A 15894-nucleotide genomic window follows, 5' to 3' on the forward strand; every position below is an offset into this window, starting at 1 on the left:
GACTCCTCCTTTTTATCTACATCCTAAATGTCTTGCAATTACGAGACGTTGAATTTCAGAAGTTCCTTCACCAATTTCTAAAAGTTTTGCATCACGAATATATCGTTCAACTTCATATTCACGCATATAGCCATATCCACCATGAATTTGTACTGCATGATTTGCTATACGACTTGCAGCTTCAGATGCAAACAACTTTGCCATAGCCGCTTCTTTACCGAAAGGTTTATCGTTATCTTTTAACCAAGCTGCTTTATGTACTAAATTACGCGCTAATTCTACTTCAGTCGCCATATCAGCCAATTTAAATTGAATCGCTTGGAAATTAGAAATCGATTTTCCAAATTGTTGACGTTCTTTCGCATATTGCAATGCACGTTCAAATGCAGATTGTGCAATACCTACTGCTAATGCTGCAATTGAAATACGTCCTCCATCAAGTGTATATAAGAATTGTTTAAATCCTTTATTTACATCACCAAGAATATTTTCTTTCGGTACACGTACACCATCAAGTACGATTTCACAAGTATTAGAAGCACGAACACCCATCTTATCGTAAGGGCTTGAAATCGTTAATCCTTCACTAGTAGTCGGTACGATAAATGCAGAAATACGTTTTTTACCATTGTCTTCAAAACCGTTGATAGCGGTTACAATAATTGTATTTGCATACTCTGCGTTTGTAATCCAGCACTTTTCACCACTAATAACATATTCATCGCCATCTAAAATTGCTTTCGTTTGTGTGCCCCCTGCATCAGATCCAGCATTTGGCTCCGTTAATCCGAAAGCACCTAACGTTTTACCTGACGCCATTGGAACTAAAAATTTCTGTTTTTGTTCTTCTGTACCGAAATAATAAATTGGAGAAGCACCTAATGAAATTGTTGCAGCATAGCTTAAACCTGTTCCACCACAAGCACGACCAATCTCTTCAACAGCTAACGCGTACGATAACGTATCGCCACCTGAACCTCCATACTCTTCCGGGAATGGGATACCTAATAATCCTAGTTCGCCCATTTTTTGAAATGTTTCATATGGAAATTCCGCAGTTTTGTCATAATATACAGCTTTCGGTGCGATTTCCTTTTCAGCAAAATCACGTACCATTTCTTTAATCATTTGTTTTTCGCGAGTTAGAGTAAATTCCATTCCGCTACACACCCCTTATCGAATATTGAGTTTCGACAGCGTGCGAGTTTCTACTACAAACATTACTTCTTAAAAGACACGAATATTAGTTAGACAATTGCTATAATTCTGTCATAACTTAATTTTAAAACAGATTCTGTACCAATGCACAAAAAAATTCCTACATTGTTCTACAACAACATAGGGGTTTTTGTGTCGAATTATGTAATTTATTGTTTAATAATCTCTACCTTTTCCCGAATCAGAAATTTCTACTAACCCTTCAGGGTATGGTTCGAAATATGTTTGTCTTAATAAATACTTTTCATCAAATCGAATGGCCCATGTTTTTAAAATTACAAGTAAACTACTAAGTGGGATTTTCTTTTCAGAATACTTCTGTAACAGCTCTAAAAAATGATCTTTTTCTTGTTTTTTTAGCTTTGTTTTAAAATATCCGAAAATGTGCTCACATATATTTACATTCGATGTATAGCGAGGCGCGCGAATAAATAATTTATATAAAGTCTTCTCATAGTTATCAAATACGACTTCAATTGTTTCATTTTTTTGATTTGCAATAATACGCCCTAATTCTTTTTGTTTCACCTGATTATATGCCATAAATAAATACTTATAATCTGATTGAAACGCTACGAGTTCTTTTATGTTTTTAGTATGTTTAATCATTTTGTAATGCGCGATTGTAAACAATCTTGTAAAGAAATGCTCTCTAATAATAAAATTCGACAATCTACCTTCTTCTTCAATTGGAAGATGCGAAAATTTTTTTATTACTGCTCCGCCAAATAATCCAGTTCCTTTTCCTTTTACTGGTCCTTTTTCAAAACCAGAATAGATTTTCACATCACGAGTTCCGCAACTTGGCGAACGATTCTTCAAAATAAAACCGTCAACTTCAGGTAATGTTTGTAAAAACTCATTTGAAAATTGCTCCATTTTTTCAGTTACGTCTTCTCGTGTTGACGGTTGCACAAGCCTATTCGTACCGTTTTTTTCTACAATACGTATCGTTTCACGAGGAGTCCCTAAACCAATTTCTACTTCAGGACATACAGGTATAAATGTAACAAATGGCTGCAAGTTTCGAATTGTTAAATCTGGAACCATCTCTCCATTATAACGACAGGCATCAAATTCTAAACATTTACTTACAACAATTATCGGTTTAGCAAATTGTCGCATCACATTACCTCCGTGGCGTTAGTCCATACAAAATAAATTGAATCGTATTTTCAATTTCCACTTCATCGTCCCATTTCTCTTCCGGCAATAATAAAAACCTCGTTAAGAGCAACCCTAATACAGCTGATAAAGTAAGACGTAATACAGAAGAAGGCGGAAGTTCAATAATTTCCCCTTCTTCTTGAAACTTAGCAATCAGCTTTTTAAAATGTACAAGCAGTTCTGTTTCTATTAATTGTTGTATTTCACTTTTTAGTTCTGGCTGAAATGGTACTTCTTGAATTAATATTTTTATCATTGGAAAGTGCTTTTTAGCAAATTCAAATCTATTTTGAATTATTACTCTTAAAAGCACTTCATACGATTCATACTCTGTTTTAAATATTTCTTTTGCAAAGGCTTGTACGAAAAATGGTGCAGCGAACTTTGTTAAGGTCGGCATCACGACTGCAAACAATAAATCTTTTTTCGTTTTATAGTAGCGGAAGATTGTTCCTTCCGCTACACCAGCTCGCTTTGCAATTTCACTCGTTGAAGTTGAGGCGTACCCTTTTTCTCCAAACATATCAACAGCTGCCTCTAATATACGCATTTGACGTTCATTACGTTTATCAGTATTCGTTGCGGCAACTAATTCTTCCAGCCAATCCTTCTTCATTTATTGTGCTCCTTTTTATCATCATTATATTTTGCGATGTTTCTTTAATGCAAATACATTTCCTACTGCAAATAATAGTGAAAAAAGTAGTAATACAGTAAGATCTAATGCAATCTCTGTAAACCCTTGATTCCGAATCATTACTTGTCTCATAGCGTCAGCACCATATGTGAGTGGAAATAATTTACCTAACATTTGTAACCATGTATTCATGGATTCCATTGGAAACAACCCAGAAAAGAAAACTTGTGGCACGATAACAAGCGGTATAAATTGAATCATTTGAAATTCATTATTTGCGTATGCCGATAAAAATGTGCCTAATGTTAGTGCAGTTAAAGAAAGCATACATGTTATAAGTAGCGTTAGCCATATTGAGCCAGCTACATATAAATCTAAAATATAAACTGAAAAACTTACAATTATAATAGATTGTATAAATGCAAAGATTCCAAAACCAATAATATATCCTACAACTATTTCCCATCTTCTCACTGGTGTGGACAATAATCTCTCTAATGTACCACTTAAACGTTCTCTTACAAAAGATACTCCGGACAATATAAATACAAAGAAAAATGTAAAGAAACCAATTAATACGGGACCAAGCCCATCAAACATCGTAATGTCTTTAGAGCCATGTAAATAATCCACTTCAGGCTTCATCATTGATACATTATTCTTCTCTGTACTCTTTTGCAATACTTGAAGTACCGCACGTTTTTTTGATGAATCACTGCCTTCTAATAGAAGATTCATTTTTCCATTTTCTAAATGAATTACTGCATCTACCTTTTGCTTTTCTAATTCCGAAATTGCTTTGTCTTTACTATATTCATAAATTGATGCTTCTTGATTTTTCATTGCTTTTACTATAGGAGCAGGTACATCGACTACAGCAATATGCGGTATATAGTCTTTTTGTGTAAATACTAGCGACAATAACCAAAGTAATAACATTGGTGCCCCAAACATCATTGCTAAAGAACGCTTATCTCGAAAAAATTGACGAATGATACGGATGACTACACCATTAACTCTCATGATTCAATCACTCCTTCTAACATAAAGACATCTTCAATTCGTCCAGAAGATGTTTGTTTTTTCAATTCCTCCGGTGTGCCAATCGCAACTAAATTCCCTTCTCTAATTAGCCCTAGACGTTCGCAAAACTCAGCTTCATCCATAATGTGCGTTGTTACAATAATAGTTGTTCCTTTCTTTTTAAGGTCATAAAACTTCTCCCAAATCGATTTTCGAAGTAGAGGATCTATCCCAACTGTTGGCTCATCTAAAATTAATATTTCTGGTTCATGAAGGAGTGCTATCGCCAATGATAAACGTTTTTTCATTCCACCTGAAAAATGCTGTACTTGCTTTTTCATATGCTCTGATAATTGCACAAGTTCAAAAACTTCTACGATTCTCTCTTTCTTACGCTTACCTTTTAACCCATACATCGTTGCAATAAAATCTGCATTTTCATATGCCGATAGTTCTTCGTATAATGCATCAGCCTGAGCCATATAACCAATTCTTTTCATTTCATTTAGATTAGGCATGTTTGTATTAAAAACAATTACATCCCCTGTAGTTGACTCATTAATACCTGCAATCATTTTAATGAGTGTTGTTTTCCCTGATCCGGAAGGTCCAACCAAGCCAAAAATTTCTGCTTTTTCTACTTGCAGCGAAAGGTTATGCAAAACTTCTTTTTTCCCAAAACTTTTTGATACATCTCGTAAAATAATTGAAGGTTGGTGCACTAAAAATCCCCCTTTTCTTTAAAATGAGTGAGTACTCACTTTTATTTTACTCTCGAATTATTATATGTCAAACTTTTCAAACATATATTTTTTCTGTTATTTACTAAATCAATGAAACAGAGTCGACATTAGAATATCTTTTCTTAAAGTCGACTCTGTTTCATTGTGAATTATTCGATTTTTGTTATGTTTTTAAATTTAAATACCTTCTAATTCTAGCAACATCTAATGAATATTCGATAACTATTTGCTGTATTGGTAATATAACCGTTTCCGGATATAAATGTGCATATTGTAACGTTTCTGCATACTTTTCCAACCGTTTTTCTAAATACTTTACAATTTGCTCAGGATGACTTACTAATAAAGACGTACTATAATAATGAATTTGCTCCTCAATCGCCGTATATTCTTCAATTTCAAATTCTTTATGCATTTGTACACCCCTTTATATTTTTAATATTGCTTAATAATAACTATTTTAACTCGACTAATTTTTAAGTTTTTTGATTATTTACACTATAACAAACTCAATAGGTCAAATTTTGTTACTTTATGTAACGTTGAAAAATTTTAACAAAATTGTAATGGAAACTTGTACTCAAGAAAAACTACCTTTAAATTATTCTCCTGAACAAAAAAGCCGTACAGATTAATTTAACTGCACGACTACAATCTCAGGTCTATTAAAAACTCTTTGCGGAATGATACTATTGCCTAATCCTCTACTAACTATCATAGACGTATTTTGTTGTTCATATAAACCCGCTGTATATTTGGGCAGTATTCCTTGATTAGGAGCAACTAATCCCCCGATAAAAGGTAACCGAACTTGTCCCCCATGTGCATGACCCGATAACACTAAATCTACTTTCTCCTCAGCATACTCTTCTAGAAATTCAGGCCTATGGGATAATAATACATTATACCTATCTGGCAGCGTTTCAATTTTTGCTTTTACAATTGCATCTTTTACAATACTTCCTTCATCAATATCTCCAGTATTAAATTCCGGATCATCAATTCCTAACAAGTTTATTTCGTGTCCTCCCTTTTGTATTATTACATGTTCATTTCTTAAAACAGTGACATGCTGTTTCTTTAATTTTTTTTCTAAACTGTTATATTTTCCTGACCATTTTTCATGATTTCCTGTCACAAAATATACCGGATATTCCTTCACAAGTTCTCGTATTACTTGCATACTCATTTCTGCATCGTACGATTTACTGTCTATTAAATCACCCGTAATAGCAATAATATCTGGATTTATGCTTTTTACTTTTTGAATTAAAACGTCTTGATTATCACCAAATTTTTTATTATGTAAATCTGAAATTTGTAGTATTTTATATCCTTTAAAAGAAGAGGGAATTTTACTAGAGGTTATTTTAACCTCAGTTATACTTATTAAATTGTTTTGTAAATATAAAAAGATACTAATGCCTACTAATATACCAATAATTAATATGATTCTTTTAATCTTCTTGTTCATACTTCCTCCTAAAATCTTAATCAGTACTACAGTTCACAATAAATATTACGTGCCCTTCGCATTCAGAATAACTGAAATTTTTTAATTGATTTGTAGTATTTGTTATAGTTTTATACGCCACTTATAAAATTTTTCAATCGCATGCGTGTATGATGTCATGCTCATTTTTCAGTAATTTTATAGCAGATCACTGGAATCTCTTCATAATATTAACATTTATCTTACTTAGTTTGATAACTATATCATGATAATTCCTATAGTTTTTTATAAAAATATTGTGTACTTTTCTCGAAGTATATACGACATTTGATTACAAATATATTATTACCACTACGATTTTAATTTGTTTAAAACGTACAAAGAGAGAATTGAAACACTAAATTGCCTTATGAAAAGGTATTACTGTATTATTTATTAGAAAATTGAAAAAATATGTGTAGATAGCTATCATTGTAAGTGCATATATAATTAACTTTAATTTCCTGACATAATTTCACATAATTCTTAAACTAGTTTTTTGCGTGCATTATGAAATAAAATATTGCCCCATGTCAGTCTTTAAAAAATTATATATCATAACTTTAAGGGAGGAAGAAAACTATGAAGATGAAAAGAAAAATCATGATGACGACAGCACTTGCAGCTACATTGGCTACAGGTGCACTACCAAGTACATCAGTGTTTGCTGCTGAAAAAGGGGCTCCTATCCAAAAAGAAGAGACACAGATGAGTATTCAACCATTTGCACAAAATAATTTGGAAACAGCAGTTAAAGCTGCCTTAAATGGTCCAGAAGTTAAAAAAATTAAAGTATTTGAGCATGAATTTAATGTAAAACCAATTGAAGTAGTAAATTTAGGTGGCGGTAAAACATATGTTAAGGGACAAATTTCTCATCATTTAAGTTTTCGTCCAGATGATCAATTTTATTATGAGTTTACAGTGCAAGATGGAAAGGTAATAGATAAGCCTGCATTTAATATTGATAGAGGTGGTTGGACACCTTTTGCCGCTCCACTTTTATCAATTCTTGCTGCGTATAATGGGATTCCAGTTAATCCAAATGATTTAAATGCACTTGGTCAACAGATTGGAAAAGTGATAGATGGAAGCTGGGAACATGCAGCCCAATCTATCGCAACTGTAGTTAGTTTAAGTTTTAATGAGTAGAATTTCTTAATTTTTGTTAGCCTAACAGAGTCCCATTTTTCATAAGTAACCTTGTTATAAAAAATTCTGAAACAGCTATAAATAGATTTTTACCACTCAGTCACATTATCTTGATTTGTTAACCACCTTATCATTCATTATATGTCACAAAATAGAAGTCTTTTTTAAGACTTCTGTTTTGTTTGTATACAGTACAGCGGAAAGTTTGTTTTTTACCTATCTATGCTTCAATTCTTTAAGAATCCGTTTGACTATTAGATACAATTTATTACAACAAACTATTAAAATCTCAAATAACTTCCTACCCTATTTTGATTTTTTCAAACACAAAAATTCATTACTTTAAGAATCAAAACAATAGATGTAGTAAAAAATCATCTTGTTTTATTATATCTATTGTTTAAAAGTCAGGAGAGATAAAATGAACAAAATAAAAATGAGGAATTTTTTTAAAATTAGTATCCTTACTTGTTTCACACTAGCAAGTTTAAGTACACCATCTACTATTTTTGCTGATAGTCATCCAGGTTATTCCTATGAATCCAATATAGGCTATCAAAACCCAGCATGGATGTCGAAAGTAGCAGATTCAACAAAATTGAGTGAAATATCTATTCCAGGGACTCACGGTACAATGGCTTTACATGGAGCAAGTTTTCTTGATGAAAATTTGACAAGAAATCAAACTATGAGTCTACCAAAACAATTAAATTCCGGAATTCGATATGTAGATATGCGTGTTAAACGTGTAAAAGATTCTTTTGCAATGTACCATGGGATTGTAAATCAAAAAGCAATGTTTGAAGATGTATTAAAAGAGGCAATTCAATTTTTAAAAGATCATCCTACAGAAACAATTTTAATGCGCTTAAAAGAAGAAACTACTCCTGAAAGTGGCTCACTATCATTCGAGGAAATACTTAATAAATACAAAGACCTTAATTATTCCTATTTTTGGGATCCGAGTTCTGTACCAACTTCAGAAAGAAATAACCCTACTCTAGGAGACATCCGAGGGAAAATTGTAATCTTACAAAACTTTACAGCCTCTCAGCAATATGGTATTAATTACGATAGCTTAAATATACAAGATACATTTGAAATTGAAAACGGACCAGACGGAATGTATGAAAAATGGAATGCGGTGAGAACCCACCTTCAAAATGCAAATAATAATTTTAACAATGATAAAATCTATCTTAACCATTTTAGTGGCACAGGTGGTGCTGCTGCATTATTAAATAATGTTTATCCTTGGTTTGTTGCAAGTGGTAAAGAGAGCAGAAATACTGATAGTAACCCCAAGATGATTCAAAAAGCTACAACTAATGCGTGGGAAGATTTCCCTCGTGATATAAATGGTCAAGTATTTTATGGTGGAATGAATACACTTGGGACCGAACTCTTGCAACAAGGTGGAATTAAACATTCTGGTATTATCGCAGCTGATTTTCCTGGTCCAGGTTTAATTGATAGTATCATTAAATTAAATGGTATACATTCGAATGAAAAAGAAATATTAATTTCGCAAATTTCATCCGAATCTAGCCCTTTATCCGGACAACAAAATCGATCCAGTCAAAACTTTAAAATTGATAGTTTACCTGTAGGTACTAAGGAATTAAAATGGATTATTGAGCCTTCAGAAAAAGATCATCCTTCTTCTATCTCTTTCAATGTAATGATTGACGTTTCTCTAGGTACAGATTCTACTCGTTGGAAAAATATTTCACATGGATCTAGGACTGAAGCTTATACGAATACTAAATATTATATTGCAAGCCCACTTGGTGCCACTAACAAATTTACAGTGAAAATATACGCTATTACAAATTAAAAAATAAAGAATCCCAATGGAATTCCTTTTTGATGGAATACCATTGGGGTTCTTTAATAATTTCATTTCGTATATATTGGGATGAAGAGTAAAAATTGCACCCCTGTTCCGGTATTGCACATAGAATAAGTGATAACTACCCTTTTCCACTGATCATTTATTTAAAACTGGCTTCCAAAGCGATAGTGCAAAAATCCAATTTGGATCGCCGTTCCCTTGATAACTTTGAATCGCTTCATACACTTTTCCCTCATGTACTACTTTATCACCTTTATTGTATGCTTTTCTTGCATCCCATTTTTCATAAGTAGAGTCCTCTAGTTTTGTTGCTACAGTTAAAACATCACTTCTACTAGACTCATTTCCAGCTAAATCAACCGCCGTCACTACATATTTATACGATGTATTAGTTTTTAAATCTTTATCCATAAAGGATGTATTATCCGCTGTCCCAATTTTATTCATAACCCCAGTGCTTTCTCTATATACAACATAATGATCAACACCTACATTATCTTCAGACGCACTCCACATCAAATCAACAGTTGTCGCTGTTGTACCCATACTATGTAATCCTTTTGGTTGAGTCGGAGCCTCTTTATCTGGAGTTTCATTTGTTGTCTTAACCTTTAGTTTTTCACTTTCTTTTGATATGTTTCCAGCAGCGTCTAATGCCTTTATTGTATAGGTATATTCCGTATTTGCTTTTAGTTTTTTATCAGTAAAAGTTGTACCTGGTACCGTACCAATTACTTCTCCATTACGTAACACTTGATATTCTTTTACGCCTATATTATCATTTGAGGCCTTCCATGTTAGTTCAACACTATTGGCAGAAACTTTAGACGCATTTAATCCAGTTGGTTGACTTGGAGCTACTGTATCGGGAGCTTCATTATTTACTAGATTTACATCAATTACATTATAAAACGCATTTGACGTATCTGCTACATCCCATACAGCTAAAATAACATGATAACCATTGCGATCAGTTGGTACATTAATTGTATGTGTTAAATTATTTGATGCTGCCGAACCGTCATGTTTCACAGTTCCAATTGGTTCTAATTCAGCACGTGTTAATGGTTTATTAGGATCCCATCCCTTTTTGGTAATGTAATAATGCCATTTACTTGTAGAATGTGCCGCTGTGTATTTCCATGTAAATGTATTTGCTCCCCCCTTTATTGTGTTTTTGAACCAGCGATTTGATGTTTGTTGGTCAAGAATCCCTCCAAACAGTCCTCCTGCCGAAGCGATTTTCCCATCAATCGGTCCACCATCTGGGAATCCTTTAGGTGCTTCTAGACTTTGAGGTTCGTACATTACATTTCCACAATTTAAATTTAATGCTCCATAATTCTGACTACATAAAGCAGCACGACTACTCGGCTTTTCAACAAACCCATGTGCATATGCACTTTGAGGAATCATTGTAATTGCCGTCACCCCTACAGCTAAAACACAAGCACCAATTCCTTTTTTACTTTTTCTTAATCTTTCTAACTTAGATGTTAACTTCAAATTCATACTCGTCCCCCCAATATATTGTTTATGCTAATATAATAGCAATATAGGGATAAACGAACAAATCACCTACTAATATATTAATAGTTCAATAACATAAACACATTTAGTTTATTTATTAACCTGATATGGGGCTAAATTAAGCAAATTAATTCTATTTTGTAACATTATGTAGTAAAGAGTTTATAAAAAACCAATAAAGATTCACAAAAAATCCAAATATCGATTACTTAATTTTTTACAACCACACCCCACACGATAACTACATTATTAAGCAGGTTTCATGATTTATTACATTCTCTCGCCACCTGACAAAATCAGATCAAAAACATATCCCTGCATATTATCGATTAGTTCAACCACATCTGGATTTTTATCGTTGCTCAGCGACCAATTGATTGACACCATTGCGTTTGCTGTATACAACTGAGCTACAAAGTCAATCGGCACACTTACTTCAACCTGCTGCTCTTTCAAATAGGAATAGCAGGCATTATATAAAATGGATTCTAATTCTAAACGTAAATCCGCTGAGGGAACACGTACATGGAGTAAAGTTGCAATCTCTTTTTTTCGCGCTGAGATCTTATCGGTTATCATATTAATAGCTTGAGCCACATTTCCATTCTCTATTAATGCGAAACGAAATTCAATTTCTTCCTTGAACCAGCAGACATAATTTTGCACTAATTTTTCCAAAAGATCATATTTATCTGCAAAATGGCTGTAAAATGTGGACTTACTCACCATAGCATGTATGCAAATATCTTTAGTTGTAATTCGCCCAAACTCTTTTTCGTTCAAGAGGGTAATAAGTGTATTAGAAATATTTTTCTTCGTTTTATAAACGCGAACATCCTCTCCCATTAATAATCAATCTCCTTCCCAAAGTTGCTTATCAAACCATTTATATCCTTATGGTTCGATTTCGTACTTCTTACCCTTTCCTGCTTGTTGTTTCTTTAATATACTTCTCTTATCCTTACCTTGTAGTCAAATATAAGGAGGGATTTTATGTTTAAACAGTATGTAAACAACGAACAGTTCAATTTGCAAATTAACCGTTTTTTCAACGATTTCTATCAAGACGATGAGCGGGCAAATCAGGATTTGCAAGCCATCATCCCAAGACTTACAGACACGGACAGCTGGTATAACACTTGGATAGAATATGCAGCAATGCGGGAGCATCAGAAAGACTTCGATCTAGCTTCGGTTTATTATCAGGCTGCCGAGTTTTATATGGAATCATCCGATCCAAAAAAAGAAAAAGTGTACCAAAAATACCGTGAAACTTTTTATAAGGGCTTTCATGACTTTGAGTATGAAACCTATCAAATTCCTTATGAAGATTCCTATCTTCCTGCAATCAAATTCATGACACCAGGCGCATGTAATACACTACTTTTCTTTGGAGGCTACGATTCCTACATGGAGGAAATGATGAAGATGATGAACTACCTCATAGGAATCAATTATAATATTATAGTTTTTGATGGACCTGGACAAGGAACAGCACTGAAAAACGGCTTAAAATTCATCCATAACTGGGAGAAGCCCGTTTCCACAGTCATTGACTATTTCAAACTTGACCGTGTTAGTATTCTCGGAGCTTCTTGGGGCGGCTACTTGGCAATGCGTGCCGCCGCTTTTGAAAAACGAATCGACAAAGTCATCGCCTTTAATATTTTTTATAGTGGCCTTGATGCACTCAAGATGCGCATGCCGGATAATATCTGGAATAAATTGACCACGCTTCTGGCTACTAATGAAGCTGACAAAATTAATACCATGTTTAAACAAATGATGGCTACCAGCATCGACCTGAACTGGAAAGTTAAAAAAGGTATGGAAAATACAGGTGAAAAAACGCCATTTAACTTACTTAAAAACTTTGAAAAACATACGATGGCAGGAATCGGTCAGTTCATAAATCAAGAAGTATTGCTCCTGGCTGGTGAAGACGATCAGTACGTTCCAATTAGCCGATTACCGCAAATCGAATCGGAGCTATGTAATGCAGCCTCCATCACTTCTGTAGTTTTCACTAAGAAAACTGGTGGTGAACAACATTGTCAGGCTGGTCATCGTCACTTAGCTTTTGATGAAATTAAAAGATTTTTGCGACATAAATTATATTGAAAAATATGAAGCGTTTTAGCACTTTCAAAATTTTTCTTTTATTAGCACATTAGAACATGGTGACCATCGTGTCACTACTCAAAAAGACTGATATTATTTTCATAAAAGAAATCCCCCACGTATTTGTGGGGGATTATTCTGCGTTTTACTTATAATGAAATATGTGAAGTTTTGTTTATTTACAAACCTAAAATTCCAACAATCTGACTCGCCTTTAGATTAGTAATATAATAGTACATCTCTAAACCCTTTTTTTCAGCCTTTAGCACCTTACCCCTCATTTTCGATAAATGTTAGGAAACAGTGGATTGTGGAATTTTTAAAAGCTTCGTCAATTGTGTAACATTACATTTTTTATACTGAATTAACTCGTTTATAATTATTCTTACTAAATCAAACAAAAAAATTTGAGTAGCCCCCTATTTATTGCACTAATTATAACTAGAGCTAGCCCTTTCCTTTTCTTTAAATTCCTACTTTAACTAGAACATACGGACGTTAAGTGATATGAATTCATTTTATAATGGGGGAATTTTTCACCTTTTCTAAACAACTTATTACATTATTTTTATCTAATAAGGCACAGAAACAAATTAAAAAACTTTAGTGCTCCTGAAAATCTTCTTGAGGAAAAACGTTTTTAGGGTGAAACGTTTTTCAGGGTACTTTCATACTGACTCTTTTCCTTAAAATGTTTCTGTACCTAATATTTAAATTAACTTATGTCAAAATATTTCGCAATACAAGCGCTAAATGCTACATGGATATATAGAAAATGACACTTTTTATGAGCATACCCCATCAAATACTTATATTAAATATAGAAAGTCACCTTAATATTATTAAATTTGTTAAATTAAATAATGAAAATGGAGAATACTAACTTTATACTTGTCACAATTTAATTTATATATCTACTCTTTTATTACTCGTAAAAACCATTTGATAATTCCTTCAATATTAATTTATGAAATGCAGAGACCATCTAAAGCAACAATTTTCTTACATTAGATTGTTTTTCTATTTAATTTATTTTGTCGAAAAAAGTCGATATTTTCATATTTTTTTCATTTAATTATTGTACATTTGCACATTTAGTGTTAGGATTATGCCTATTCAAATTAGATCCTATTGATTCCTCTTTAAGATTTCTTTATTTTATTTGTGAAAATTAGTTACTTTCTAGTAAATTCCCAGCAATAATACAGCAAACTACACTAATAATAATTCTAAAATTATATTTTCATCTCGTAAATTCATAAAAAGGAATTTACGTCAAACTATATTTTCTATCTGTGTATATTCATTCTTTATTCAAACATGATTAATCATAAGTTCTAACTCGTTAATCAAATTTAAATAACAATTTTGATTCTAAAATAAGTTCAAAATCAAAATAAATATATTGTTATTTCAAAATAATGTTGTAAACTATCTTTAGAATGGAAAGATTTATGTAACAGCATGTTAAGGGGTTACAGGGGGAATAAAAATGAGAAATTTTTTCGATGACAAGTATAAAAATATTGAATTAAAAAGGAGACTATTAAATATAATCAGTGAAATTAGTGAATTAAAAGGAAAATTAGCTGCTTATCAGGAACAAAATCCTGATATATTTACTAGCTTAGAAAAAACCATACCACTTCATTACATAAAAAACTTTACTACTACCTATGAAGATATAAAAGTCCCAAATAAAAGATTAAAAGAACTTATTTTAGATGATATAGTACCTCAAAATATTTCGGAAGATGCTATCTTTTGTTTTTATCAAACACTTACTTTTGTACATAAGAATTCCTGTGATTTATTAATCAATCCAGAGACTATACAGGAATTACATTTTCAATTAATACATTACATTACCTCTGACAGTGCCAAATGGCGCGAAAAACCGTTTACTATTCCAGGTATTCCTGAAAACGGAATGCACTTAAATAGTTACCGCATTCTTCCACATGAGCTTATTCCACAAGTAATGGAACAATTATGTGATCAATATAACTCATTAAATTCTAGTAAGGTCCATCATTCACTTTTATTAATAGCTCGTTTTATATTTAATTTTTATTGCATAGTCCCTTTTAATCAGGGTAACGGCAGATTGGCACTTATGTTAATGCAATTGCTATTAATTAAGAGTGGAAATACATTTGTAAAATATGTATGTCTGGATAAATACATTAAGAAAAATGAATCTGAATATTACAATTCGATTTATAAATCTTCGGTAAATTGGTACTGCGAGGAACATAATAGTAGCTTTTGGTTAAAAACGTTTTTAACTATTATATTAGAGGCGTACAAAGATCTTCATAATACAGTTCTAGATTCTATATGTAAGCATACTAAAGTGGAGAGAATTCAGGATTTTATCCTTAAACAAAAACAACCCTTTACTAAGGAGTGTATTCGTAACACATATCCAGACATAGCAGAGAGTACAATCAGTAAGGCTTTAAATTCCTTGCAATTGTTTGGCCATATTAAGCTAGTGACAAAAGGAAGAAATGCTAGTTGGATTAAAGTTTAACTATACTTGTAAAACACTTACAGTTCAAAAAAGAAAATTATAACTTTATCATTTAAATTCATGCCTTTGGACTCTTATTCATTGAATTTCACTTTAATATATTAAGCTATTATTACTAATTCCTACAAAACGTTTTATAGGAATATTTGTCGAAAAAAGTCGTATTTTACTATTTTTTCTTTATTTTCTGGTTGTAAACGTTTTATTTTCATGTTACCATCTTAATCAAACAATAGATGGTAATAAAAATGAAAATATTTCTTTCCCTTAGAAACATATAAACGTACGGTCATATCAAGAAAATAAGGCCAAAGAAATATTTGATACCTATCCAAATTACCAATAGGAATTTTGCCGCATTAACTTTCTGTTATTTCAGAATAAAACTTCACATTTTGTCCCTAAACAAAATTTGTTAGC

The 15894-nt window shown here is 32.4% G+C and carries 13 protein-coding genes and 1 pseudogene; 4 read left to right on the top strand and 10 right to left on the bottom strand.

The genetic code is table 11. From position 1 onward, the window contains the following. Positions 1–12 precede the first annotated feature (12 nt). From AC0IXC_RS04545 to AC0IXC_RS04575, 7 genes are all read right to left on the bottom strand, one after another. Positions 13–1158, bottom strand: coding sequence for an acyl-CoA dehydrogenase (locus AC0IXC_RS04545; protein ID WP_002189664.1), 1146 nt, complete (start codon positions 1156–1158; stop codon positions 13–15). 216 nt (positions 1159–1374) lie between these two features. Further along, positions 1375–2343, bottom strand: coding sequence for a YbgA family protein (locus AC0IXC_RS04550; RefSeq protein ID WP_471652644.1), 969 nt, complete (start codon positions 2341–2343; stop codon positions 1375–1377). Between the two features lie 4 nt (positions 2344–2347). Beyond that, on the bottom strand, positions 2348–3001 hold the full coding sequence (locus AC0IXC_RS04555) for a TetR/AcrR family transcriptional regulator (protein WP_002065518.1): 654 nt from the start codon (positions 2999–3001) through the stop codon (positions 2348–2350). 24 nt (positions 3002–3025) lie between these two features. Next, positions 3026–4045: an ABC transporter permease gene (locus AC0IXC_RS04560; RefSeq protein ID WP_471652645.1), complete on the bottom strand. Its 1020-nt coding sequence runs from the start codon at positions 4043–4045 to the stop codon at positions 3026–3028. After that, complete coding sequence (locus tag AC0IXC_RS04565; protein ID WP_326997854.1) at positions 4042–4767, bottom strand: ABC transporter ATP-binding protein; 726 nt, start codon at positions 4765–4767, stop codon at positions 4042–4044. Before AC0IXC_RS04565 ends, AC0IXC_RS04560 begins: the two co-directional genes overlap by 4 nt. A 184-nt stretch (positions 4768–4951) precedes the next feature. Further along, the gene (locus AC0IXC_RS04570) at positions 4952–5203 is read right to left on the bottom strand and encodes a hypothetical protein (protein WP_002017002.1); all 252 of its coding nucleotides are present in this window, start codon (positions 5201–5203) and stop codon (positions 4952–4954) included. Between the two features lie 216 nt (positions 5204–5419). Further along, complete coding sequence (locus AC0IXC_RS04575; protein WP_002189658.1) at positions 5420–6262, bottom strand: metallophosphoesterase; 843 nt, start codon at positions 6260–6262, stop codon at positions 5420–5422. 600 nt (positions 6263–6862) lie between these two features. Here AC0IXC_RS04575 and AC0IXC_RS04580 point away from each other — a divergent pair. Together AC0IXC_RS04580 and AC0IXC_RS04585 are read left to right on the top strand one after the other, a co-directional pair. Next, positions 6863–7432: a methyltransferase gene (locus tag AC0IXC_RS04580; protein WP_471652646.1), complete on the top strand. Its 570-nt coding sequence runs from the start codon at positions 6863–6865 to the stop codon at positions 7430–7432. Between the two features lie 421 nt (positions 7433–7853). Further along, positions 7854–9269, top strand: coding sequence for a phosphatidylinositol-specific phospholipase C (locus AC0IXC_RS04585; protein ID WP_471652647.1), 1416 nt, complete (start codon positions 7854–7856; stop codon positions 9267–9269). A gap of 153 nt (positions 9270–9422) precedes the next feature. On the opposite strand, the gene AC0IXC_RS04590 is transcribed toward AC0IXC_RS04585, so the two are convergent. After that, positions 9423–10799, bottom strand: coding sequence for a lytic polysaccharide monooxygenase (locus AC0IXC_RS04590; RefSeq protein ID WP_002016996.1), 1377 nt, complete (start codon positions 10797–10799; stop codon positions 9423–9425). 288 nt (positions 10800–11087) lie between these two features. Continuing rightward, a complete protein-coding gene (locus tag AC0IXC_RS04595) occupies positions 11088–11663 on the bottom strand; it encodes a TetR/AcrR family transcriptional regulator (RefSeq protein ID WP_002016995.1) in 576 nt (191 codons plus the stop codon). 147 nt (positions 11664–11810) lie between these two features. On the opposite strand from AC0IXC_RS04595, the gene AC0IXC_RS04600 reads away from it, so the two are divergent. Continuing rightward, complete coding sequence (locus AC0IXC_RS04600) at positions 11811–12938, top strand: alpha/beta fold hydrolase (RefSeq protein ID WP_050000495.1); 1128 nt, start codon at positions 11811–11813, stop codon at positions 12936–12938. Between the two features lie 179 nt (positions 12939–13117). Here AC0IXC_RS04600 and AC0IXC_RS04605 read toward each other — a convergent pair. Further along, positions 13118–13318: pseudogene (locus AC0IXC_RS04605) on the bottom strand (helix-turn-helix domain-containing protein); the annotation flags it as partial. 1112 nt (positions 13319–14430) lie between these two features. On the opposite strand from AC0IXC_RS04605, the gene AC0IXC_RS04610 reads away from it, so the two are divergent. Then, positions 14431–15474, top strand: a complete 1044-nt coding sequence (locus AC0IXC_RS04610; protein WP_098636732.1) for a Fic family protein — start codon at positions 14431–14433, stop codon at positions 15472–15474. Positions 15475–15894: the final 420 nt, after the last annotated feature.

The sequence above is a fragment of the Bacillus sp. AC266 genome (genome assembly GCF_979253805.1).

Bases quoted from the DNA above. Each gene is read 5' to 3' on its own strand.
- AC0IXC_RS04545 (WP_002189664.1), bottom strand. From the start codon at position 1,158: ATGGAATTTACTCTAACTCGCGAAAAACAAATGATTAAAGAAATGGTA.
- AC0IXC_RS04550 (WP_471652644.1), bottom strand. From the start codon at position 2,343: ATGCGACAATTTGCTAAACCGATAATTGTTGTAAGTAAATGTTTAGAA.
- AC0IXC_RS04555 (WP_002065518.1), bottom strand. From the start codon at position 3,001: ATGAAGAAGGATTGGCTGGAAGAATTAGTTGCCGCAACGAATACTGAT.
- AC0IXC_RS04560 (WP_471652645.1), bottom strand. From the start codon at position 4,045: ATGAGAGTTAATGGTGTAGTCATCCGTATCATTCGTCAATTTTTTCGA.
- AC0IXC_RS04570 (WP_002017002.1), bottom strand. From the start codon at position 5,203: ATGCATAAAGAATTTGAAATTGAAGAATATACGGCGATTGAGGAGCAA.
- AC0IXC_RS04575 (WP_002189658.1), bottom strand. From the start codon at position 6,262: ATGAACAAGAAGATTAAAAGAATCATATTAATTATTGGTATATTAGTA.
- AC0IXC_RS04580 (WP_471652646.1), top strand. From the start codon at position 6,863: ATGAAGATGAAAAGAAAAATCATGATGACGACAGCACTTGCAGCTACA.
- AC0IXC_RS04585 (WP_471652647.1), top strand. From the start codon at position 7,854: ATGAACAAAATAAAAATGAGGAATTTTTTTAAAATTAGTATCCTTACT.
- AC0IXC_RS04590 (WP_002016996.1), bottom strand. From the start codon at position 10,799: ATGAATTTGAAGTTAACATCTAAGTTAGAAAGATTAAGAAAAAGTAAA.
- AC0IXC_RS04595 (WP_002016995.1), bottom strand. From the start codon at position 11,663: ATGGGAGAGGATGTTCGCGTTTATAAAACGAAGAAAAATATTTCTAAT.
- AC0IXC_RS04600 (WP_050000495.1), top strand. From the start codon at position 11,811: ATGTTTAAACAGTATGTAAACAACGAACAGTTCAATTTGCAAATTAAC.
- AC0IXC_RS04610 (WP_098636732.1), top strand. From the start codon at position 14,431: ATGAGAAATTTTTTCGATGACAAGTATAAAAATATTGAATTAAAAAGG.